This is a genomic window from Rhizobium terrae, from assembly GCF_003425685.1.
Lineage (GTDB): Bacteria > Pseudomonadota > Alphaproteobacteria > Rhizobiales > Rhizobiaceae > Neorhizobium > Neorhizobium terrae.
Map to the genome: position 1 here is coordinate 306260 of NZ_QJKM01000001.1, position 21501 is coordinate 327760.

Annotated in this window: 15 protein-coding genes; 7 read left to right on the plus strand and 8 right to left on the minus strand. The window is 61.2% G+C overall.

Annotated elements, in window-relative coordinates:
* Window positions 1-120: 120 nt before the first annotated feature.
* Window positions 121-1398, minus strand: coding sequence for an ABC transporter substrate-binding protein (locus DMO26_RS01335; RefSeq protein WP_117190215.1), 1278 nt, complete (start codon window positions 1396-1398; stop codon window positions 121-123).
* A 195-nt stretch (window positions 1399-1593) separates the two neighbouring features.
* Between DMO26_RS01335 and DMO26_RS01340 the strand changes: the two genes are divergently transcribed.
* From DMO26_RS01340 to DMO26_RS01365, 6 genes are read left to right on the plus strand one after another with little or no spacing between them, the layout of a single operon-like run.
* Window positions 1594-4113 (plus strand): hypothetical protein, encoded by a 2520-nt coding sequence (locus DMO26_RS01340; protein ID WP_117190216.1) that lies wholly within the window; start codon window positions 1594-1596, stop codon window positions 4111-4113.
* A gap of 15 nt (window positions 4114-4128) precedes the next feature.
* Window positions 4129-5223, plus strand: coding sequence for a beta-galactosidase BglB (bglB, locus tag DMO26_RS01345; protein WP_117190217.1), 1095 nt, complete (start codon window positions 4129-4131; stop codon window positions 5221-5223).
* Window positions 5220-6554, plus strand: a complete 1335-nt coding sequence (pglB, locus tag DMO26_RS01350; RefSeq protein ID WP_117190218.1) for a polygalacturonase PglB — start codon at window positions 5220-5222, stop codon at window positions 6552-6554. Before bglB ends, pglB begins: the two co-directional genes overlap by 4 nt.
* An 18-nt stretch (window positions 6555-6572) precedes the next feature.
* Window positions 6573-7691, plus strand: a complete 1119-nt coding sequence (locus DMO26_RS01355; protein ID WP_117190219.1) for an ABC transporter ATP-binding protein — start codon at window positions 6573-6575, stop codon at window positions 7689-7691.
* Complete coding sequence (locus DMO26_RS01360; protein ID WP_117190220.1) at window positions 7678-8673, plus strand: carbohydrate ABC transporter permease; 996 nt, start codon at window positions 7678-7680, stop codon at window positions 8671-8673. Before DMO26_RS01355 ends, DMO26_RS01360 begins: the two co-directional genes overlap by 14 nt.
* A 2-nt stretch (window positions 8674-8675) precedes the next feature.
* Complete coding sequence (locus tag DMO26_RS01365) at window positions 8676-9734, plus strand: carbohydrate ABC transporter permease (protein ID WP_117190221.1); 1059 nt, start codon at window positions 8676-8678, stop codon at window positions 9732-9734.
* Between the two features lie 2 nt (window positions 9735-9736).
* On the opposite strand, the gene DMO26_RS01370 is transcribed toward DMO26_RS01365, so the two are convergent.
* The 7 genes from DMO26_RS01370 to DMO26_RS01400 form a co-directional block, all read right to left on the minus strand.
* Window positions 9737-10777, minus strand: a complete 1041-nt coding sequence (locus tag DMO26_RS01370) for a LacI family DNA-binding transcriptional regulator (RefSeq protein WP_226951148.1) — start codon at window positions 10775-10777, stop codon at window positions 9737-9739.
* 197 nt (window positions 10778-10974) lie between these two features.
* Window positions 10975-13449 carry a beta-glucosidase gene (locus tag DMO26_RS01375; protein WP_404947002.1) on the minus strand — a complete coding sequence of 825 codons (2475 nt, stop codon included), beginning with the start codon at window positions 13447-13449 and terminating at the stop codon, window positions 10975-10977.
* A gap of 2 nt (window positions 13450-13451) precedes the next feature.
* A complete protein-coding gene (locus tag DMO26_RS01380; protein WP_117190223.1) occupies window positions 13452-14990 on the minus strand; it encodes a sulfatase family protein in 1539 nt (512 codons plus the stop codon).
* Between the two features lie 25 nt (window positions 14991-15015).
* Window positions 15016-16797: a sulfatase gene (locus DMO26_RS01385; protein ID WP_117190224.1), complete on the minus strand. Its 1782-nt coding sequence runs from the start codon at window positions 16795-16797 to the stop codon at window positions 15016-15018.
* Complete coding sequence (locus DMO26_RS01390) at window positions 16798-17616, minus strand: ATP-binding cassette domain-containing protein (protein ID WP_117190225.1); 819 nt, start codon at window positions 17614-17616, stop codon at window positions 16798-16800.
* On the minus strand, window positions 17613-19379 hold the full coding sequence (locus DMO26_RS01395; protein ID WP_226951149.1) for a dipeptide/oligopeptide/nickel ABC transporter permease/ATP-binding protein: 1767 nt from the start codon (window positions 19377-19379) through the stop codon (window positions 17613-17615). Before DMO26_RS01395 ends, DMO26_RS01390 begins: the two co-directional genes overlap by 4 nt.
* Complete coding sequence (locus DMO26_RS01400; protein WP_117190226.1) at window positions 19379-20317, minus strand: ABC transporter permease; 939 nt, start codon at window positions 20315-20317, stop codon at window positions 19379-19381. Before DMO26_RS01400 ends, DMO26_RS01395 begins: the two co-directional genes overlap by 1 nt.
* Before the next feature lie 187 nt (window positions 20318-20504).
* Here DMO26_RS01400 and DMO26_RS01405 point away from each other — a divergent pair, with 187 nt between their 5' ends.
* The gene (locus DMO26_RS01405) at window positions 20505-21434 is read left to right on the plus strand and encodes a LysR family transcriptional regulator (RefSeq protein ID WP_226951150.1); all 930 of its coding nucleotides are present in this window, start codon (window positions 20505-20507) and stop codon (window positions 21432-21434) included.
* The last annotated feature ends 67 nt before the right edge of the window (window positions 21435-21501 follow it).

Genomic DNA, 21501 nt, shown 5'->3' on the forward strand with positions numbered 1-21501 from the left:
GCTATGACCGCCATCTCACAGGGGAGCAATCTCAAGAAAAGAGGCGAGGTTTCGAGCCTCGCCAGCCTTCGTTGAAAGATCTCCCGAGCTTCATAAAAGTGCACCGATACGTCCAGGCGCCTATTTTGCGGCGAGTGAATCGTTGATCTTGGCGACATCGGCGGCAAGATTATTATACGTTTCTTCCAGGCTGAGTTCGCCGACAATGAGTTGGCTCATCCGTTGGACGATCTGCTGATAGATCGCGGTGCCGCCCTTCATGCGTTCGAAATCGCGCGCGGCCTGCGGCACGTTCTTCTTGTTTTCCAGGAAGACCGCCATGGATGCCTTGGCGTCGTCGCTGGAGATCTTGTATTGCGGATTCTTGATATCCGCCCCGGTCAGAATGACATAGGTCTCGGCGATTTCGCGCTGGATCTTTTCAGAGCCGAGAAACTCGATGAACTGGGCAACAGCTTCCGGATGCTCCGTGCGCTTGAAGCCCACGATCGCGGTCGCTCCAGGCATCGCATAGCAACCTGCATCGCCGCATGGTGCGTTGATCGCCGTCCATTGGAAGGCGTCCCTGATCTTCTTCTGGAAGGGGTTCACCATCCAGTTGCCGGCGAGGTAAGTGACGACGTTTCCGTTGACGAATTCATCGCCCATGTTCTTGTATTGGGAGCCGCCGGCCGCGCCCCACATTTCCTTCGGGAAGCTGCCGTTCCGGGTCCAGGAATAGAGGTCGGCGATATATTTGCGGGCGGCCGCATTCGGAAAATCGAATTTGCCGTCCTTCACATAGACCGAGCCATAGGAATAGGCGCCGCCCGAGAAGCGGTGGCCGGACCGATCCATGGTGAAGGGTATCTGCGCGCCTGTCGCCTTTGCGACACGGGCGGACGCCTCGACGATCTCCTTGAGCGTCGCCTTCGGGCCGGGCAGCTTTTCCCCGGCCTGCTCGAACAGGGTCTTGTTGACGAACGGCAGGTTCAGCGTCTGCGATGCTACATAGCCGTTGATCGACTTGGGATCGTTGATGTTCGGCAGGCGCAACTGGTTGAGGCTGTCCCCGTGCAGCTTGGCGAAACTTTCCGGGTCCTTCATGTACGGACGCATGTCGAGATAATAGGGTGCAAGCTGCCAATCCGTGATCTTGGCAAGGTCTGGCCCCTTGCCGGCCGCCAGCTGGACCGGGAGCTGCTTCACCACCGCATCGTAGCCGGAAGATACAAAATTGACCTTGATGTCAGGGTGCGACGCCTCGAATTCCTTGCTCAAGGCGGCCATGCGTTCGACATAGCCCTGGTCGTCGTCAGTAAACAGGAAGGTAATCGCCTTCGGTTCGGCCATTGCAGTGCTCGACAGAGCGAAAGTCGAGACTACAAGCACGCTTATCTTGGATAGAAACTTTTGCATCTTTCATCCTCCCAATGAAAAGATTTTCATTATTCGAAACGACCAAGACTTGTTCTGTCGTTTTCGAATGCTATTTTTTGCCGGTTGACAGCCGAAACATCAAGCTGTTTGATGTATAAAAGCGAGCGGGCGTCGAAAAATGGGAGTCTTCGGCAGATTTCATGAAAATATTTTCATTACATTGGAAAGGTGGCCATGGTTGGTACGGCTTCCATCGGCACTGACGCGACCGACCCCACCTATTTGGTCGCACCTGGCGAAACGGTGACTGCCTGGCTTGTCTCGGATTTGCGGGCGGAATACTTCCCCGGTGCGGCCGCGAAAGCGGAAGACCGCGTGAACTACCGCTTTATCAACGGCTTCGTGGATGTGGGCGACCTCCCATGCAGGAAGGCGTTCTGGGCGGACATGGTGGGGCGAGAGATCCTGCCGCCGGCGGATTGGAACGTGTCGTTCCTCAATCTTCCCGGTTCCAACCGCCGGGTGGAGTTTACCGGTTTCTGGCACGTGCCGACCCATGTGAGCCGCTGGCTGCGCACGACATTCTATAGCAGCGTGCCGCGACGGCTAGCGATGCGTCTGAGGACATGCGGAGGCGTCCGGATCTGGGTGAATGGCGAAGAGCAGGTCCGCTTCGAGCCTTTCCGTCGTAACGTAGAGAGCGAGACCGAAGTTATCCTGTCATTGAGGTCGGGCAGCAACGACATTGTTCTCTTCAGCGAAGATCTCGCCGAGCGCGACACCATCTGGTTCTTCGAGCTTGAACTCGCGGATCAGGAGCCCTTGCCGGTCGTCCTGCCGGCGGCACTGGACCACGGGAAAGTCCGGCGACTGGAACTTTTGGCAAGGGCTATCCGCCCCGCCGCGGACGTTTTTGTGGACCGGCCGCTGGAGATCGTTTTCGACGGGCCGCCCGGAACCGACCTCCCTGTACATATCGAGGTTTGCAGCCACGGGCATGACAGGGCGGTTCTGGCAACGGCCAGCCTCGTCCTGCATGCGAATGAAACGAGACTACGAGCCGAGAACATCGTCGGCCTGCCGGATGGATATCATGCCATCAGGCTGAAGATCGGCTCGGGCACAGGAACCGCCGTGCGTCAGATCGATGCGGCGTTCATGAGCAGCCTCTCTCTCCGCGAGGCCGCTTCCAGCCTTTCCGAGCGCAAGCAGGAAGCTTTGGCGTTCAGCGCCCGTTTCGGCGCTGAACGCATTGGCCGCGTCCTGGCGATGGCCGCGAGCGGCAATGTCGATGACCAAGTGATGGAGCGCATTATCCGGACCACACTCGACAGCATCGATCGGCGCGAGGATTGTTCGGACTTCGTCATGGTGCCGCTGCTCTGGCTTTTCGGAGACTATAGGCACCTTCTCTCCGATGGGACCGTCGGAAGGATACGCAGGTCCGTCGCCGGTTACCGCTATTGGGTCGACGAGCCAGGCAATGACGTGATGTGGTTCTGGAGCGAAAACCACGTCCTGTGCTTCCACACCAGCCAGCTCATCGCCGGCCAATTGATGCCGGACACACTGTTTTCCGCTTCTGGGAGAACGGGACGCGAGCAGGCACGGCTTGCGACGGAGCGCCTGCATCGCTGGTTCGACAGTGTCGAGGAGCATGGCCTGGCCGAGTGGAATTCGGCAGCCTATTATCCCGTGGACTTCATCGGGCTGCTTGCGCTGGAGCGCTGGGCTCCCCCGGAGATCGCCGCCCGGGCGCGCCATCAGCTGGATCTCATCTTCCGGATGATCGCGCTCCATACCCTGGCAGGGGTCCCAGCCGGCTCGCAGGGCCGTGCCTATGACAAGGAACTGCGGGCGGGCCCTCTGACGGAACTAGCGCCTTTTGCGCAGGTGGCATTCGGCAGGGGGTGGATGAACGGCGGCGTCGCATCGCTGCCGATGTTCTGCGCCGGCTCCTACGAACCGCCGGCCGATCTTTCGGAGCTTGCCAAGCTGGCGTCCGGGCGAAGCATCGAAGCACGCTACGTGCAGGGGGTCGAGACCGCCAAGCTTGTCCTGTTCAAGACCGAGGCCTCGCAGCTTTCGACCGTCGTCGACCACAAGACGGGGCAGAAAGGCCACCAGCAGCATGTCCTGGACATTCGGTTGGCGGGCCACCCCATGGCGCGGCTCTGGATCAATCATCCCGGCGAAGACGATCCCTGGGGTACCCAGCGCCCCTCCTACTGGGCCGGCAACGGCATCCTGCCGCGCGTGATGCAGTATCGCGATGTGGCAATGCTGATTGCCGACACCAAGGATGCACGTCTGCCCTGGACGCATGCCTATCTCGGCTACGATGGCCTCGAAGAGATCATTCTGGACGCGAATTGGCTCGTGACCCGTTCGGCACGCGGTTTTGCCGCCCTCTACGCCACCAACGGGCTTGAACTCGCCGAGGACGGGGCCACCGCGCAGCGTGAGATCCGGTCCTACGGATCGGTGACGGGATGGGTGGCGATTGTCGGCGCCGGTGACGAAGCGGCTTTCCGGGCTTTTACCGAACGTGTCCGTTCAAGCGCCATAATTTTTGATACCGACCGGAAGGTTCTGACGCTCACGCCGCCGAACCGGGAAACGCTTTCGCTGCAGTACTCCGGCGAGTTTACCGTGGGCGGCAAACCGCATTCCTTCACTCACACCCAGCCGGTACCGACGCTGATCTACGACAGCGCGACAGCCGGCGACGCCGATCTTCCCTTCTATGCGTAAAGGACATTCACGCCGATGTATGCGATGACTCTCGACAAACCGGTCCTGCAAGACACGATCGATCAGGTCGCCGTCGCCTTCAGCCGACTCAAGGGAATCAAGGAAGGCCTGGCTGGAACAGAAGCCGGTATAGGCATCCAGTTCGACGAATGGGACTGGGAGGTCGGGGTCGGTCTCTATGGTTTCCTGCGGCGTGCGCTTGCCACCGACGATCGTCGCGCAATCGACGACTTGGTGGACTGGTATGCCCGGCAGATCGAGCGGGGCCTGCCGTCGCGGCAGATCAACAGCACGGCACCGATGTTGCCACTCGCGATCCTGATCGAGCATGTCGACAGACCGGATTTCCGCGCGCTGGTGGAAGACTGGGCGGACTGGCTCGTCCACAAGCTTCCCAAGACCGAGGACGGCGGGTTCCAGCATGTCGTGAAGGAGCGGCTGAACGATGGCGAGCTTTGGGACGATACGCTTTTCATGGCCGCGCTGTTCCTCGCGCGTGCCGGCGTTGTCTGCCGCCGTCCAGACTGGATCGATGAGGCCGTCTACCAGTTCATGGTGCACACCCGCTACCTGTCCGATCCGGTGACAGGCCTCTGGTATCATGGCTGGACCTTCAACGGCCGGCATAACTTCGCTCGGGCCTTCTGGGCGCGGGGCAATGCCTGGATCACCGTCGCCATTCCCGAGCTTTTCGAACTCGTCCCAGACCTTGGCATGACGGACAAGCGCTTCCTTTCGAACGTCCTTGCAAGCCAGGTCCGTTCGCTGCGGAAGCTGCAACGCCCGGACGGCATGTTCCATACGCTCCTCGACGATCCGACTTCTCCGCTCGAGACATCGGCGACGGCGGGCATCGCCTATGGCATCCTGCGAGGTGCCGATGCGGGCATCCTCGACGCCTCCGACAAGGTCCACGCCGAACGCGCATTGGCGGCCGTCCTCTCCCGGATCGATGACGAAGGTGTCGTCCGGGGCGTTTCCGACGGCACGCCGATGGGGCACGATCTCGATTTCTACCGTCGGATACCCAACCTGCCGACCCCCTATGGCCAGGCTCTGACCATGCTTCTGCTGACGGAAGTCCTGCTCGAAACAGAGGATCGGGCATGAGCAAATATCCTTCTCTCCTCATCGAACCGACAGGCGAAGACGAGACCGACCGGATTCAAGTGGCGATCGAGGAGGTAGCGGCACGCGGCGGCGGCTGCGTGGAACTCGCCGAAGGTGTCCACCGGACGCGCGGCCTCCGGCTGAAATCGCGCGTGGAGCTTCATCTGGCGAAAGGTGCGATCCTGCGGCCCGCCACCGATTACGAGGTTTACCGCGATACAACGGTTTCGGTCATTGCCGAGAAATCCGATCGCGCCATGATCGTGGCGAGCGGTGCCACGGATATTGCCTTGACTGGGCCGGGACGGATCGAGGCCGGAGGTGCGCACTTCATTGCCGGCGATGATCAGGCGATGGGCACGTTCGTCCCGGCCGCCCTGCGACCGCGGGTGGTCGTCTTCGAATCCTGCCGGGGCGTCCGGCTGGAGCGGCTGGAAATCGTGGATTCGCCGATGTGGACGCTCCATCTCGTCAATTGCGAGGACGTCTATGTCAGCCGGGTGACCGTTTCCAACAATCGCCGCATGCCCAACACGGACGGCATCGTCCTCGATGCCTGCCGGCGGGCGACGGTCGAGGATTGCAGCATCTCCACGGCTGACGACGGCATCTGTCTGAAGACCAGTGCCGCACCGGACGGTCGTCCGGTCGGAGACTGCGACAACATCGTGGTTCGCCGCTGCCAGGTGTCGAGCCGCAGTTGCGCACTGAAAATCGGGACGGAATCGCATGGCGACTTCACCGATATCGTCTTCGAGAATTGCCGGATCCGTGATTCCAACCGCGGTCTCGGGCTGTTTTCCAGGGACGGCGGCCGCATCGCGAACGTTCGTTTTTCCAATATCGAAGTCGATTGCAACGAGACGCCCGACGGCTTCTGGGGTTCCGGCGAGGCATTGACCGTGACGGTCGTCGACCGCACGCCGCAACGGCAGGCGAGCGCCGTACGGAATCTCGTCATCGAGGACATCCACGGTGGCATGGAAGGTGCAATCGTGCTCGTTTCGACATCCGCCGCAGGCATCCACGGCGTTCGTCTGTCGCGCCTTACCCTTCAACAGAGACCCGGCATGCTTGGCACCGGGCGTCGCTACGACCTGAGGCCGACCTACGCGGACATCGCACCGAGCGCGGATGCGGCGGGCCGGGCAAACGCCTGGACAAAAGATGCCGATGGCCGCGTCATCGGACTTGTCGACTATCCGGGCGGCATGCCCGCACTGTTCACCGCCGGCATAGAGGAGATTACGATCGAGGAGCTGCATGTGGAAAGACCGGACCCGCTACCCGATAGCTGGAACGAAAAGGCGGTCGTCCACCAAATGAACTGAACCTGAGGGGAGCAGGGAATGGGAAATCTCAAACTGGAAAATGTGAGCAAGGCGTTCGGTGCGCTGACCGTCCTGCATGACATCAATCTCGCGATCGAGGATGGAAAGTTTGTCGTCTTCGTCGGACCGTCGGGCTGCGGCAAATCCACGTTGCTGAGGATCATCGCCGGACTTGAGGATATCAGCGCAGGCGGCATCGAGATTGGCGGGCGCGACGTCGTCCAGCTTTCGCCGGCAGAGCGAAAGATCGCCATGGTCTTCCAGTCCTATGCGCTTTATCCGCACATGAGCGTGCGCAAGAACCTGGCCTTCGGGCTCGAAAACCTGAGGTTCAAACGCTCCGAAATAGACGCGCGCATCATGGAAGCGGCTCGCATGCTGGCGATCGAACCTTATCTCGACCGCAAGCCGCGCCAGCTTTCAGGGGGGCAGCGCCAGCGTGTGGCGATCGGGCGGGCGATCGTGCGCAATCCGGATATCTTCCTGTTCGACGAACCCTTGTCCAATCTCGACGCCGCATTGCGTGTGCAGACGCGTGCGGAAATCACCCGCCTGCATCGCGAGATCAAGACGACGATGATCTATGTGACGCATGACCAGGTCGAGGCGATGACCATGGCGGACCAGATCGTCGTCCTGAACGGCGGGCGGATCGAACAGGTCGGCTCGCCTCTCGAGCTCTTCGACAATCCACGAAACCTTTTCGTCGCCGGGTTCCTGGGCTCACCGCGCATGAACATGCTGAAGGGCAAGGTGGCGGCAATCGGCGAGGCCGGCGTGACGATCGATGCGGGCTTCGGTTCTCCGCTGACCGCCGAAATAGATCCCGCGTCCACCAAAATGGGCCAAGCGGTTTTGGCTGGCGTCCGGCCTGCCCATTTCACGCTTGCAGACAAAGGCTTGCCTTTCATAGCCCAATATTACGAAAGCCTTGGCACCGAGACCTACGTCTACGGGACGCTGGAAGGACAGACCGAACAGATCATCATTCATCGGACTGGCCACTTCGCCCCTGGAACCGGCGAAAGATTGTTCATCACGCCTGCCGCCGGCCGGATGCACGTATTCGATCCGGAGACCGGCCTGGCGCTGCCGCGAGCCGTCGAACAGCGGAGTGTGGCCCATGAGCACGCTTAGGCTTCCGCAAATCGGCGAGCGTGCGCTCGATCTCGTCATGGGGATCGTTGAGGCGCCTATCAACGGCCTCGAACGCCTGATGGGCAGAAAGCGCATGCCCTATCTGTTCCTCGCTCCCAACCTCGTTCTCTTCGGAATCTTCACCTTCCTGCCGATCGCGATCGCGGTCGGCTACGCATTCACCGGCGGCACGGAGCTTTTCGTCTCGGATCGGCCTTTCGTCGGGTTCGACAACTTCCGCCAGCTTCTGGAATGCGAGGACTACCTGCGGCCGGGCAGCTGCCGGGAATCCCTCTTCTGGACCGCCATCTGGAACACGCTGTGGTTCGTCGCCTTCAATGTCACGGCAACCCTTCTGGTCGCGCTGGTCACGGCGCTGATCCTGAACAGAGCGATTGCCGCGCGCGGGTTCTTTCGGGCAATTTTCTTCTACCCGGTGCTTCTGTCGCCTGTCGTCATCGGCCTCATCTGGAAATGGTTCCTGGATCGCAACGGACTGCTGAACGCGCTTCTGCAGATGCTCGGCGTGCCGCCGGAAATCTTTCTTCTCGAAGTGGGCTGGTCGCGTTTCTTCGTTGTGGTCGTGTCGGTGTGGTTTCATATGGGTTTCTATACGCTGATCTTGCTTGCCGGCCTGCAGGCGATTCCCAGGGACCTCTATGAGGCAGCCGCCATCGACGCGGCGTCGCCGAGGCGGACGCTGTTGCGCATTACCCTGCCGCTGCTTGGGCCCAACCTCATGGTCGTGCTCATCCTCTTGATGATCCGCTCGGTCCAGATATTCGACGAAGCCTGGGTGCTGACCAATGGCGGCGGCCCCGGCACGGCGAACAGCTTCATCGTCCAGTATATCTACCAGATGGCTTTCGGCAGCGACCTGCGCCTGTTCGGCCTTGCATCCGCGGCGTCCGTCCTCATGGGGCTCGTGCTGCTCGCTCTGACACTCGTGCAACTGCGGCTCGGCCGCAAGATGGAGTCCTGATCATGTCCGCAGGTCTCAATCCCATCGCCTTCGTGACGAGGACCCGCCGGCAGGGGCGCATCGACATCACCGATGTCCTGTCATGGGTCTGGCTGATCGGCGGCACGCTTGCCGTACTCATCCCCGTCGTATGGGCTGGGCTTTCGTCGCTGAAACCGGCCGCGGAAATCACGCGTTTTCCTCCGACGTTTTTACCCCGCGCCGCCGTGCAGCAGACGGTTCCGGGCTATGAGGCACCGCTCAGTCTCTGGAAGGTCACGATCGACGGCCAGCAGAGGGAGATGGCGATGGTCCGCCGCATCGGGCTCAAGGCCCAGATGGTCGATCCGAAACAGCCTGGCCCGCCGGTCAGCGTCGATGTGCGGGATATGTCGGCCGTTCAACGGCTGACGGTCGCTACGGAAAACTATTCCGATCCGCTGACGCGGTTCGACTTCCTCACCTTTCTCAAGAACTCCGTCTTCGTCACCTTCGTGGCGACTCTGCTGACCCTGATCGTCAATGCGCTGGCCGCATTCGCCCTCTCGAAATATCGCTTCCGCGGAGAGAAGGCGATTTTCGTGCTGATCATCTCGACACTGATGATCCCGCTGACGGTCGTCATGGTGCCCGCCTATCTGGTCGTCGTGGGCGTCGGCTTGGTCGACAACCTGTGGGGCATCATCATTCCGACGGTCGCCTCGCCGACGGGCGTCTTTCTGCTTCGCCAATACATGCTGACCATTCCGGACGAACTGATCGAAGCGGCACGCGTCGATGCAGCAAGCGAGTTCCGGATCTTCTGGCGGATCATCCTGCCGCTCACCGCGCCGGCGCTGGCGGTCCTGGCGATCTTTTCGGTCCTCTGGCGCTGGAACGACTTTCTCTGGCCGCTCATCGTGCTCAGCAGTCGCGACAACTTCACCCTTCAGGTGGGGCTCAACGCGTTCCAGGGCGAGTTTTCGGTGCAATGGCACTACATCCTCGCGATGACCTTCCTCAGCCTGCTGCCGGTAACGCTCGTCTTCCTGTTCCTGCAGAAATACATCACCACCGGCATTGCCGGCACGGGCATGAAATGAGTTCAGTCCCGGGGCGGCGCTATGCTGCCCCGCAGCACCAGCTTGCAACCCAGTTCGAGCCGGTGCGCCGGTCGCAGCGGATCGTTTGCGATCAGCCGCTGCTCCAGCAGCCCGACTGCTGCCCCGCCAAGCCGGTCGCTCGGCAGCTGGATCGTCGACAATGGAGGAGAAGTGAATTCTCCGGGCATGATGTCGTCGAATCCCAGGATCGAAATGTCCTCCGGTATTCTGAAGCCCGAGGACGAAAGCGCGCGAAGACAGCCCAAAGCCAGATTGTCGGCGGCGCAGAAAATCGCGGTGGCACCGCGGAGGCTCGGATCACCGGCAATCAGTCCGCGCATGGCCTGCTCGCCTTGGTGAGGCTCGTATCCCTCCGCTTCGACGATCAGCTCGGGCGAGACGGAAAGACCAGCCGCCAGATGCGCGTCCGCATAACCGTCATAACGCCGGCGAATGGTGGTCCTGCCCTTCCAGGTCAGGTGCAGAATCCGCCGGTGGCCGAGGGAAAGCAGATGCTCGATCCCTTGGCGCGCCCCGAAACGGTTTTCGCCGGTGACGGTATCCACCAGCATCGAGGGATCCTCGCCGTTGAGGACGACGAGCGGCGTGCGGGACGCCGCAAGCGCACGTATGAGTTCAGGCCGATCATCGTTGAGGATCACGATGCCATCGACATTTTCCGATTGCGCCATGCGGCGCACTTCCGCAGCATCTATGCGATTTCCGCCGCTGACGAAGGGGACAAGACGAATGCTGCGGCGCTCGCATTCCTGGCGCAGGCCGCTCAGCATCGTCCAGCTGACCAGATTGATGTCGCTATGAGGCGCTGCATCGCTTGTGACGGCGAGCAGGATGGTACGCAACGTCGCGATGGTCGCCCGGCTCTTGCGCTTCTCAAGGTAACCCAGCCGCCGCGCGGAGCTGAGCACCCGGTTTCGGACTTCCACAGAAATCGGTGCCGTGCCGTTCAGAACATGGGACGCCGTGCTGAGCGAGACCCCGGCATCCTGCGCCACGTTCTTCAGGCTGATCTTTCCTTCCACGTCTGACCCTTTAATCCGCCTCGACCGCTGGATATGAATCTTCGATTTGGCGCGTAACCCGAACATAGCCGCTCGAATCCTAATAAAATCAATAGCAGGTTACCAGATAGGTGCGGTCAACGTTTGGGCTTACCCGCATTGCTTTTTGCCCGCTGCGGTCCAAAGCCCGCAGAATGTGGGCCGAAAAGCTTCAACTCTCAGGGTTTCATTTCAATCCGGCTTGCACGCTCGACCCTGCCTTCAATCACGATTGTCGCAGAATCCGTGCCGACCCGCAGGCGGTATGCGCCGGGCGTCACCACCCAGGTCTGGTTTCTCACATCGAAGTAAGCAAAGTCTCGAGCATCAAGCCTCAGGATCAAACGGCGCGTCTCGCCGGCCTCCAATCCTACTTTGGCAAAGGCTTTGAGCTCCTTCTCCGGACGAGCGACGGATGAACCCTCCGGTGCAACGTAAAGCTGGACCACCGTGGAGCCGGAGCGCGCGCCGGTGTTGCGCACGTCGAGGCTTACGGTGACTGATCCATCGACATCGAAGCGCGCGGCGTCTACGAGAAGATTCTCCAGTGCGAATTCGGTATAGCTCAGGCCGAACCCGAAGGGAAAAAGCGGCACGATGCCGTGTCGGTCGTAATGGCGATAGCCGACAAACAGGCCTTCACGATATTCGACCTCGCCTCCGGCGCCCGGATAAACGCGTGGGTCCTGACTATAGGCGGGATTGTCCGACCACCGGGCCGGAAAGGTCTGAGGGAGACGCCCGCCAGGTTCCGACTTGCCCAGAAGCACGTCGGCAATGGCATTGCCGGTTTCCTGCCCGGGATACCAGGCCTGGATGATGCCGGCCACCTCCCCGCTCCACGGCATCTCCACCGGACCGCCGGTCTGCAGCACCACGACCGTATTTTTGTTGGCGCGGGCAACGGCGCTGACCAGTTCATCTTGCCGGCCGGGCAATCCGATGTCGGGCAGGTCGCTGCCCTCGGTGTCCCATTCGCCGTTGCGGCCGACAAACACCACCGCAACATCCGCACGGGCGGCGGCATCGGCAGCTTCGGCAATGGCGTCATTCCCCAGAGGCAGGCCAATCCCCAGGCGAAAGGCAGCAAAGCGAAGAACCGCGTGATCCTTCGCAGCGAATTCGATGATGATCTCGACCGGCTTTCCGGCTTCAAGGGCGATCTCGCCGACGACCTCGTCGCACCCTTCCTCGAAGAAGGTCCGGCCTCTCGCCCAGCCGTTCCAGGCATCAGCAACGATTGCGCCGTCGACATAGACCCGGGAGAGACCAGCCGAGATAATGCCGATCCGATAGATGCCGGCCTTTTCCGGCAGGAACTCCGCTTGAAGACGCGCGGAGAAATTGTCATCCGCGACCTTCCCCTGGGCGACTTCTCCCAGCCAGAAGGCTTCGGCTGCATCCATGGTCTCGACATGGACCACCTCGCCGGAAAGCGTACGGTTGGCAAAATACTCGACCTGCAATGCGCTCTGCAACAATGGCGCGAAACGGGAGTTGCCACAGCCGGCGGCGTAGCTCAGCGCGTCTTCTCCTAATGCGAACGCAAGGCCCTCCCAGGGGCTGACGCGGTAGTGGGGATTGAGCTGGGACGAACCACCTCCCATGATCTGCGCCGTTCTGGCGTTGGGGCCGATGACCGCGATCCGCCGCCCGCTCCCAAGGGGCAGAATGTCGTTGTTCTTGAGAAGCACCATGCCCTCGGCGCCGGCACGGCGGATCAGCGCGCGATGTTCGGGCCGATCGTTGGCGCTTTCCTGGTGCGCGCGACGATCCCGGCGCGCACCGGTGCGTTCCATCACCGCCAGGATGGCGCGGACACGGGCACGGACAGTTTCTCGCGATACCTCACCGGCTTCGACCGCCGCCACCAGTCGGGCGCCGCGATCCCGTGCCGGCCCGGGCATTTCGAGGTCGAGCCCGGCATTGACCGTTTCCGCGGTTGAGTGGGATCCGAACCAATCCGACATGACGAGGCCTTCGAAGCCCCATTCCCCGCGCAGCACGTCGCTGATCAGCCAGCTATGTTCCGAGGCATAAGTCCCGTTGAGTCGGTTATACGCAGTCATGACGCCCATCGCTCCCGCCTTCCTCACCGCCCGTTCGAAGGGGACGAGATAAACCTCGCGCAACGTGCGCTCGTCGATGACCGAACTCATCGTTGCGCGCTCGATTTCCGATTCATTCCCGGCGAAATGCTTGACGGTCGCCGAGATACCCCGGCTCTGCAGGCCCCTGACATAGGCGCAAGCGAGTTCGGCGGTCAGGACCGGGTCTTCCGAATAACATTCGAAGTTACGGCCGTTGGTGACCGAGCGCTGAATATTGACGGTCGGCGCAAGCAGCATATGCGCGCCCTTGGATTTGGCCTCGGCGGCAAGGGCTTCGCCGATCTCCGCGAGCAGTTCGGCATTCCAGGTGGCGCCGAGAGCGATTCCGACCGGGAAACATGCCGACTTGACCCCGCCGAGCAGACCGCCGCCACCCCGCGCTCCATTGGGGCCGTCGGTGACGCGCAACTTGCCGACATTCAGTCGTTCTATCGCCGGAAGAGACCAGAAATCCTCGCCGGAGAGCAGCGACACCTGCTCCTCCAATGTCATTGAATCGACAAGTTCATCGATGGATTTACGGGTTTCGTCCATTTTCGTCATGCTCACAATCCTGCCAGCACAGAGGCGCTGTCATGTTCGGGCAAGTCGCCGATCTCGGCCATTTTAGCGTCTAGCTTGGCCAGCATGTCCCTGAAGACCGGTGCATAGGCGGGATCGTCGGCAACGTTGTTCAGCTCGTGCGGGTCCTTTTCGCAATCGAAGAGTTCCCATTCGGGAGGCGCCCCGTTGGGACGCGCGCCGAGTTGACCGAGGTCGTCATTGTACCAATAGATCAGCTTGTAGCGCTCGTCGCGTACGCCATAATGTGCCCAGGCCTCATGGATGTCGTCATTGTGCATCCAGTAGCGATGGTATGTGAGGTTCTGCCAACCTTCCGGGGTTCGGCTTTCCAGCACGGACCGCATGGAACGGCCCTGCATGTAACTGGGAATGGGAAGGCCGGCATAGTCCAGGAAGGTCGGCGCGAAATCGACGTTGCAGGCCATGTCCTTGCTCGTCGAGCCGGGCCTGATGGCCGCAGGATAACGCACGAGAAAAGGCATCTGCAGCGATTCCTCGTACATGAACCGTTTGTCGAACCATCCATGCTCCCCGAGAAAGAAACCTTGGTCGGAGGTGTAGAAGACGATCGTATTCTCCGCGAGGCCCTTCTCGTCGAGATAGTCGAGCAGACGTCCCACACTCTCGTCGATGGACTGTACCGTGCGCAGATAACGCTTCATGTAGCGTTGGTATTTGAACTCCGCAAAGGCTTGCGGATCGTCGAAAGTGTGGTTCCGGCCGGTTTCCGAGCAGATGACCGTGATGGTCTCGCCGGGCTGCAATTCCGGCACCTTGCGCATCCAGGGAACATAATCGAGCATGAGGGGACCGACGCTGGAGGCCGGTCCCGAGGGTGTCACCAGCCCCAGATCCTCGTAATTCATGTCCGACCGAATGCGCATCTTTGCCGCGGCCGCAGCTGCGGCGCGATTGGAGTAATCGTCATTGAAAGTCTCGGGCAGCGGAATGTTTTCGTCGGACCAGAGATGGCTGTATTTCGGGTGGGGCTCGAAATTGCGATGCGGCGCCTTGTGATGGCACATGAGAAAAAACGGCTGGTCCCCGGAGTCATCGATAAACTTCAGGCTAAGATCGGTGATGATGTCGGTGGCGTAGCCCGGTATGCGCCGCCTCCCCTCGGGAAAAATGAATTTCGGGTCCCAGTAATCCCCTTGCCCCGGCACCACGGCCCAATCGTCGAAGCCGGTCGGGTTGTGCGCAGGCCCCTCCCCCATATGCCACTTTCCGAACATGCCGGTGCGATATCCGCCCTTGCGCAGATGCTTGGCGACATTGGGCAGACGGTTGTCGATTTCCGTATGCAGCGTGGTGACGCAGTTGACGTGATTGTAGGTACCGGTGAGGATTGCGGCACGGCTGGGCGTGCAGATGGAATTGGTCACGTAGGTGGCGTCGTGGCGCATGCCTTCCTTGGCCAGACGGTCGAGGTTCGGCGTATGGTTCAGGCCGGCACCGTAAGCCGAGATCGCGCGGGCGGCGTGATCGTCGCTCATGATGAAAATAATGTTCGGGCGCATGGCAGATTCTTGAAAGTTCGAATGTTCAGGCGGGGGTCATCGTCTGGAATGCGGCTTCCAGCGCATCCAGGCGATCCTTGTCGAGATGGGGCACTATCCCGGCAATTTCGACGAGCGTCTTGTCATCGAAGATCGGCGGCACCTTTCCGCCCCGCAGTGCCGGGAGAACATCCGCGATCACATGACGCGTGCTGTCTCCAGCCAGGAGGGCGTTTACCGATACGGTTGCGATAACGGCATCAGGCGCAAAATCCGCGACCGTCGGTGCCTGCCTTTGACCCTGCACGATCTGCGGCCATTGCCGTTCGACAAGCAGGTGGGCCTCCGTCACCATGTCGTCGGCCGGCAGGCCCAGGCGTTCGAACTGGCTGGGCGGCGCCTCGTTCTCCCGCATGAGCCGAACGAGGATCTCCGCCATGCGTAATTCCAGAATCGGATTGCACAGTGGGGTGGTCTGGCCGGGATCGGTTTCCAGATCGTAGAGCAGCGTGCCGAAATCGGCCGGGCCACGGATCGTCCATCCCGGCATACGCATGACTGGCGCACCTTTGGTGAAGGTGAAGCCCGACATCAATTCGGCGCCGATGAACTCGGACGGCTCGAAGCGCGATCGCATGTGGGTGGGCATCAGCGTGTGCTCCACAAGCGGCTTGTTGGCCGGATCGACACAGGCCCGCATATAGACGTAGCGCCCGTCGGTGACGCTCACATGCCCGCCGAAATTGCCGAATAGACCTGCCTCACGCACCGGCCGGTCGGTTTCGATGGTCTCGCGAAGAGGCCGGCCAAGCATGTCCCTTGTCGGCGGCAGGCCGAAGAAGTCGAGCAGCGTCGGCGCGATGTCGATGGTCTGGACCAATGCCTTGCGGCGCTCGCCGCCAATACCCGCCCGCGGATCCCAGATGAAGAAGGGAGTGTGGATGGTCTCGTCGTACCACGGCATGACGGATTTACCCCACCAGCCGCGCTCGCCCAGCATGTACCCGTGATCGGTGCAGACGATGAGCATCGTGTCCTTCCACAGATCGTGCTCATCCATAAGGTCGAGAACGCGACCCAGATTGCGGTCGCACATCGAAAGGAGGGCAAGGTAGCGGCGGCGCGCGTGATCTGCCGTGGCTTTGGACTCGGTGACCCGTGCATAGGGCGGCCAATCGAAATCGGCGGGACTGCCGCCGAATTCTCCTTCGGGATAGAGACGATGATATTGCTCGTAGCTGAAGAAGGGCTCGTGCGGATCGAAGGTTTCGAGCTGGAGCATCCAGTTGTCGGCGCCGGCATTGGCGCTGATGAACTCCAATCCCGCCTCGAAGGTTTTGGTCTGAGGATGAGCGGCCTCCTCGGCCAGATAGGTCCGGTTGATCCCGTCCTGATTTCTCATGCGGTAGAAGATGTCGGTCAGCCGGCCCCGGTCATTTCCGGCAACCACCCCTTTCCACAGGTCACCCTCCTGGCCACGGAAGAATTCGTGGCTCGAATACCGGGTGTGGTATGTGGCACCGCCATCCTCCCAATAGTGCTGGTGATCGGTCACGAGGTGAGTATAGACGCCATTCCTCGCCAGGATTTCAGGCATGGAATCATCGAAAGGTTCCAGCGGCCCCCAGGACCGATGCAGGAAGTTATGACGCCCTGTGTGCAATTCCCGCCGTGCCGGCATGCAAGGCATGGAGCCGGCATAGCAGCGATCGAAGGTCACGGCGTGGGCGGCCAGCCGGGCGAAATTAGGCGCGTGGGTTCGCGTATCGCCGTAAGGTGGTAGCATGCGCCGGTTAAGGCTGTCGAACATCACGATGATCGCGCGCATTTATCGCTCCCCTACTGCCAATGCGTGAAACGCCGCGCGGCGCTCGGCTTGGCGTACCGGATCCGCAACCGGGGCAGCCAACAGGAGCCGTCTGGTGTAGCTGTGTTGCGGCTTGGCGGTGACCTGATCACAGTCGCCGAATTCGACGATCTCGCCGCCGCGCATCACTGCAACGCGATGGGAGATATGGCGAACGACCGCAAGGTCGTGGCTGACGAAAAGATAGGCGACGCCAGTGCGTTCCTGAATCTCGACAAAGAGATCGAGGACGCGCGCCTGCGTCGAAAGGTCGAGCGCCGAAACCGGCTCGTCACAGACGATAAGGTGCGGCTCGAGCGCCAGGGCTCGCGCGATGGCAATCCGCTGGCGCTGGCCGCCGGAGAATTCCCGCGGATAGCGGAAGGCGGCGTCGCTGGGCAGCGCCACCTGGTCAAGCAGGGCGCGCACTTTGGCCGAGGCCTCCGCCCTGCCTGCCTGACGACGCGCTATGATCGGCTCGGTCAGAATGTCTTCGATGGTCATCGATGGATTAAGCGAGGTATAGGGATCCTGAAACACCGCCTGAATGGCGGCTGCATTCCCCTTTCGGTCGCGAGGCGGAATGCCGGCGATATCCTGCCCCTCGAACAGAATGCGCCCCGAACTGACCGGGCCGATACCGAGAATGGCGCGGCCCAACGTTGTCTTGCCCGATCCGCTTTCCCCGACCAGCCCCACCGTTTCGCCGGCGCGCACGGTGAGGTTGATGTTCTTGAGAACGTGAAGAGCTCCAAAATGGGTGTTCACGTCGATGCATTCGACGATGACGCCATCGGTCATGCCGCAACTCCCTTGCCGGAACGAGGCTGATAGACACGCGGCGTCACGTCGTCGAGAACGGCGCCGAGCAACATCTTGGTGTAGTCGTGCCGGGGTGCAGCGAAGAGTTCCGTGACATCGTTGGTTTCCACGACCCTGCCGTCCTTCATGACCGACACCCGGTGGCAGATGTCTGCCACCACTCCGAAATTGTGGGTGACGAGGATCACCGACATGTTCATCTCCGCCTGAAGATCGCGCAGCAGATTCAGAACTTCCGCCTGCACCGTGACGTCGAGGGCCGTGGTTGGTTCGTCTGCGATCAGCAGATCCGGATTGCAGGAGATGGCCCGCGCGATGAGGACACGTTGCGCCATGCCGCCCGATATCTGGTGCGGATAGGCGTTGAAGGTGCGCAAGGGATTGGGCATGCCGACGCGCGCAAGCAGTGTGAGTGCACGTTCCCTGGCCTCGGCCTTGGAGATGCCCAGCACGGTCACCATCGGTTCGGTCAGCTGATAGCCGATGCGGAAGGCCGGATCGAGATTGCTCATCGGCTCCTGCGGCACGTATGCGATACGCCTGCCGCGCAGTTTTCGCATGTCTTCCTCGGGTAGATTGGCGATGTCGCGGCTGTCGAACCAGATGGAGCCGGAGAGAATGCGCCCCCCGGTGGACAGCAGGCCGAGCATGGCGAAGGCCGTCTGCGTCTTGCCCGAACCGCTTTCCCCGACCAGGCCAAGCACCTCGCCACGTCGCAGCGTCAGCGAAACGCCCTTGACGACTTCGGTCCAGCCGGATTTTTCAGGATAGCCGACCACCAGATCGCGCACCTCGAGCAACACACCCTCGGCAACCGGTTCGGTCACAGTGGCCGGCTTCACGGCGAGTACTGGCATGTTTGGCACAGCCACCGGCCGGTTACCCTGTTGCAGCCGGTCGCGGATGGCGTTGGCAAGCAGTACCAGCGAGGCCACGGTCACGGAAATGGCCAGGCCCGGCCAGAAGATCGCTGTCGGCACCACGAACATGTTGGCGAACGCGTCCTGCAGCATTCCGCCCCAGGTCGGAATGGACGTATCGCCCAGACCGAGAAACTGCAGGCCCGACTGGATGACGATCGAGATGCCCGCGACGACGGAGATCTGGATGATCACCGGCGCGCGGATGACCAGCAGGATGTGCCCAACGATGATGCGCAGATCGGAGAGGCCCGAGACGCGCGCCGCATCGACGTAGAGTTCGTGCTTGACCCCGTTAACAAGATTGCGCGTCAGCCGATAAAAGCCCGGCGCCAGCATCACCCCGAAAACCAGCATGGAAATCTCGATGGAGGAGCCGAGCGACTGGTAGAAGGCGAGCAGGACGATAAGCGACGGAAGGGACATCAGACCATCCGAGATCCAACTCATCACGATCTCGCGCCGGCCGCCGAAATAACCGGCGAAAAGACCGGATGTCACGCCCACCACGGACGACACGCTGACCGTGATCAACGCACCGATCAGGGTATTGCGTGCGCCATAGACGAGACGGCTGAAGATGTCGCGCCCCGAGCCGTCACCGCCCAGCAGATAGCCGTCTCCGGGCGCTGCGTTGACCTTGAATATCTGCAGATCGTCGGGCGCGAACGGCGCGATCAGCGGCGCGAAGATAGCGATGAGGACAACAGCCCCCAGGAGGGTCGCGGCTATAAGCCCGAGCGGATTGGTCAGTATCGAGCGCAACAGGCCGGAACGTCCGGAGAGCGACGGTGAGGATTTTTGTTGAACAGCGGACATCATCAGAGCCTCACCTTCGGATTGACCCAGGCATTGGCGAGGTCGATGAGGATATTCACGAGCACGACCAGAATGATCATCGTCACCACGACACCCATGAGCACCGGCACGTCTCCGGAAAGCGCCGCCTGCACGGTGACCGATCCAAGCCCCGGAATGGCGAAGACGCGCTCGATGATGGCGGCCCCGCCCAGAAGGGCGATGAACTGGACGGAGAGGACAGTGAGCGCCGCCGGCATCGCATTGCGCAGTGCATGCCGGAACAGCACGGATGACGGCTTGATGCCCCCGGCGCGAAGGGTGCGGACATAGTCCTGTCGCAACGCGTCGATCATGGCGCCGCGCACCTGCTGCGAGGCCGAGGCGATGCCCGAGAGCACCAGCGCCGCCACGGGCAGCGTAAGCGCGGCCGCCCAGCCTATCGGAGAGGTCGAAAAGTCCACGTAGCCCGTGGCCGGAAACCAGCGGAGGTTAAGCGCGAAGACCACGACGAGGATGAGGCCGAGCCAGAAATTCGGCAGAGAAAAGCCGACGACGCTCAGGACCTGGATCGCCCGATCGGCCCAACCGCCTTTTACGGCGGCGGTAATGCCAAGAAGCGACGCGACGATACCGATCGTGAAGACTGCCACGGTGACCATGGACAACGTCACGATGAGGCGGCCGGAAACGATTCGGGAGACACTCTCTCCCATTGTCCAGGACTGGCCGAAATCACCCTCGACCGCATGCACAACCCAATCGGCATACTGCACATACAGCGGCCGGTCGATGCCCAGCTTGGTTTCCAGCGCAGCGATCTGTGCGTCGGTGGCGTTCTCGCCCAGGATGTTCTGGGCCACGTTGTCTGCCCCGCCGAACACCATCGCGAATGTGAGCGTCGTCACCAGCACCAGCAGGATCAGACTGGAAAGGACACGCTTCGAGACATATCGGAGCATTGCAATCACCTCCCGTCAAGGAAGTGATGTGTCGCCAGCGCTGGCGGATACGGCCTTTCGGCAGATCCCATGGTTGTCTCCTCCTTACGTCCCACCCGTGATTTTCCTTGTCGGGCATCCTCGCGGAAGTGATACCAGTTGAACCGATGCATCGATAATGCAAAAAACATCAGCAGCGATAATTCAGGTGCATACCGTCATGCTCGACCAGATCACCCATCTCTTCCGCCTTCGCACCATCCTTCAGGAAGGCAGCCTTCGGCGTGCCTCCGAAAAGCTCAACATCACCCAGCCGGCGCTTTCCCGCTCTCTCGCGCAGTTGGAGGGCTATTTCGGGCAACGGCTGGTCGAACGGCATGCGCGTGGAGTGAAGGCGACGCCTTTCGGCGAACGCGTCCTGTCCGTTTCCAGCCGCATCGAGCGCTACTGGGAAATCGCCGAACACGAACTGCGTGCAGAGACGATGGACGAAAAGGGCGTGATGCGGATAGGAGGCGGTCCGGTGTGGCGCTCGGGCGTCTTGTCGGGCGTGCTCAGCCAGTTGCAGAAGCGCTTTCCCCATCTGCTGATCGAATTTACCACACCCATCTACGGCAAAACGCTGCAGGATCTGCACGAAGGCCGGTTGGACGTCGCCTTCGGCGGGGTCTTCAACGATGGGGGAACCAGCCAGCGGTTCGCCCGCGTCAAGCTGACTGAGGTATCGAACCATGTCATGGCCCGGGAGGATCATCCTTTGTTCGCCGCGCAGTGGGGACGTGGCGAAATTTGGGCTTCCGGTCTTCTGGACTATCCTTGGATAGTCTACTCGGAACTGCCGGCCTATCGGGAGATCACGCAGCATACGATTGCAGAACACCTCGGTGGTTTGCCGAATATCCGCTTTGTCTGCCAAAATCTACTTTCCGTGCTGACGCTCCTGCAGCAAAGCGACTGTCTTTGCGTGCTCCCGGCGCTGTCGGTACATGCCGTCGCCGCACCGCGCATCGTTCCCGTCCCCTTGCCCCTGAAACGAAACACGGCGGAGATCGGTATGATCTTTCGGACGGAACTACAGGACTGGGACCCGATGAAGACGCTGGTCGAACTGTGCAGAGCCAAGTTCGATCTTGTCTAATTGCGGATCAGGCGCAGGATCGGGCGAGATAAAAAATGGGCAGCCCCGCCCGGCTGCCCATTCGATG

Coding starts and splice junctions, on each gene's coding strand:
- DMO26_RS01335 (WP_117190215.1), bottom strand. CDS start 1,398: ATGCAAAAGTTTCTATCCAAGATAAGCGTGCTTGTAGTCTCGACTTTC.
- DMO26_RS01340 (WP_117190216.1), top strand. CDS start 1,594: ATGGTTGGTACGGCTTCCATCGGCACTGACGCGACCGACCCCACCTAT.
- bglB (WP_117190217.1), top strand. CDS start 4,129: ATGTATGCGATGACTCTCGACAAACCGGTCCTGCAAGACACGATCGAT.
- pglB (WP_117190218.1), top strand. CDS start 5,220: ATGAGCAAATATCCTTCTCTCCTCATCGAACCGACAGGCGAAGACGAG.
- DMO26_RS01355 (WP_117190219.1), top strand. CDS start 6,573: ATGGGAAATCTCAAACTGGAAAATGTGAGCAAGGCGTTCGGTGCGCTG.
- DMO26_RS01360 (WP_117190220.1), top strand. CDS start 7,678: ATGAGCACGCTTAGGCTTCCGCAAATCGGCGAGCGTGCGCTCGATCTC.
- DMO26_RS01365 (WP_117190221.1), top strand. CDS start 8,676: ATGTCCGCAGGTCTCAATCCCATCGCCTTCGTGACGAGGACCCGCCGG.
- DMO26_RS01375 (WP_404947002.1), bottom strand. CDS start 13,449: ATGACGAAAATGGACGAAACCCGTAAATCCATCGATGAACTTGTCGAT.
- DMO26_RS01380 (WP_117190223.1), bottom strand. CDS start 14,990: ATGCGCCCGAACATTATTTTCATCATGAGCGACGATCACGCCGCCCGC.
- DMO26_RS01385 (WP_117190224.1), bottom strand. CDS start 16,797: ATGCGCGCGATCATCGTGATGTTCGACAGCCTTAACCGGCGCATGCTA.
- DMO26_RS01390 (WP_117190225.1), bottom strand. CDS start 17,616: ATGACCGATGGCGTCATCGTCGAATGCATCGACGTGAACACCCATTTT.
- DMO26_RS01395 (WP_226951149.1), bottom strand. CDS start 19,379: ATGATGTCCGCTGTTCAACAAAAATCCTCACCGTCGCTCTCCGGACGT.
- DMO26_RS01400 (WP_117190226.1), bottom strand. CDS start 20,317: ATGCTCCGATATGTCTCGAAGCGTGTCCTTTCCAGTCTGATCCTGCTG.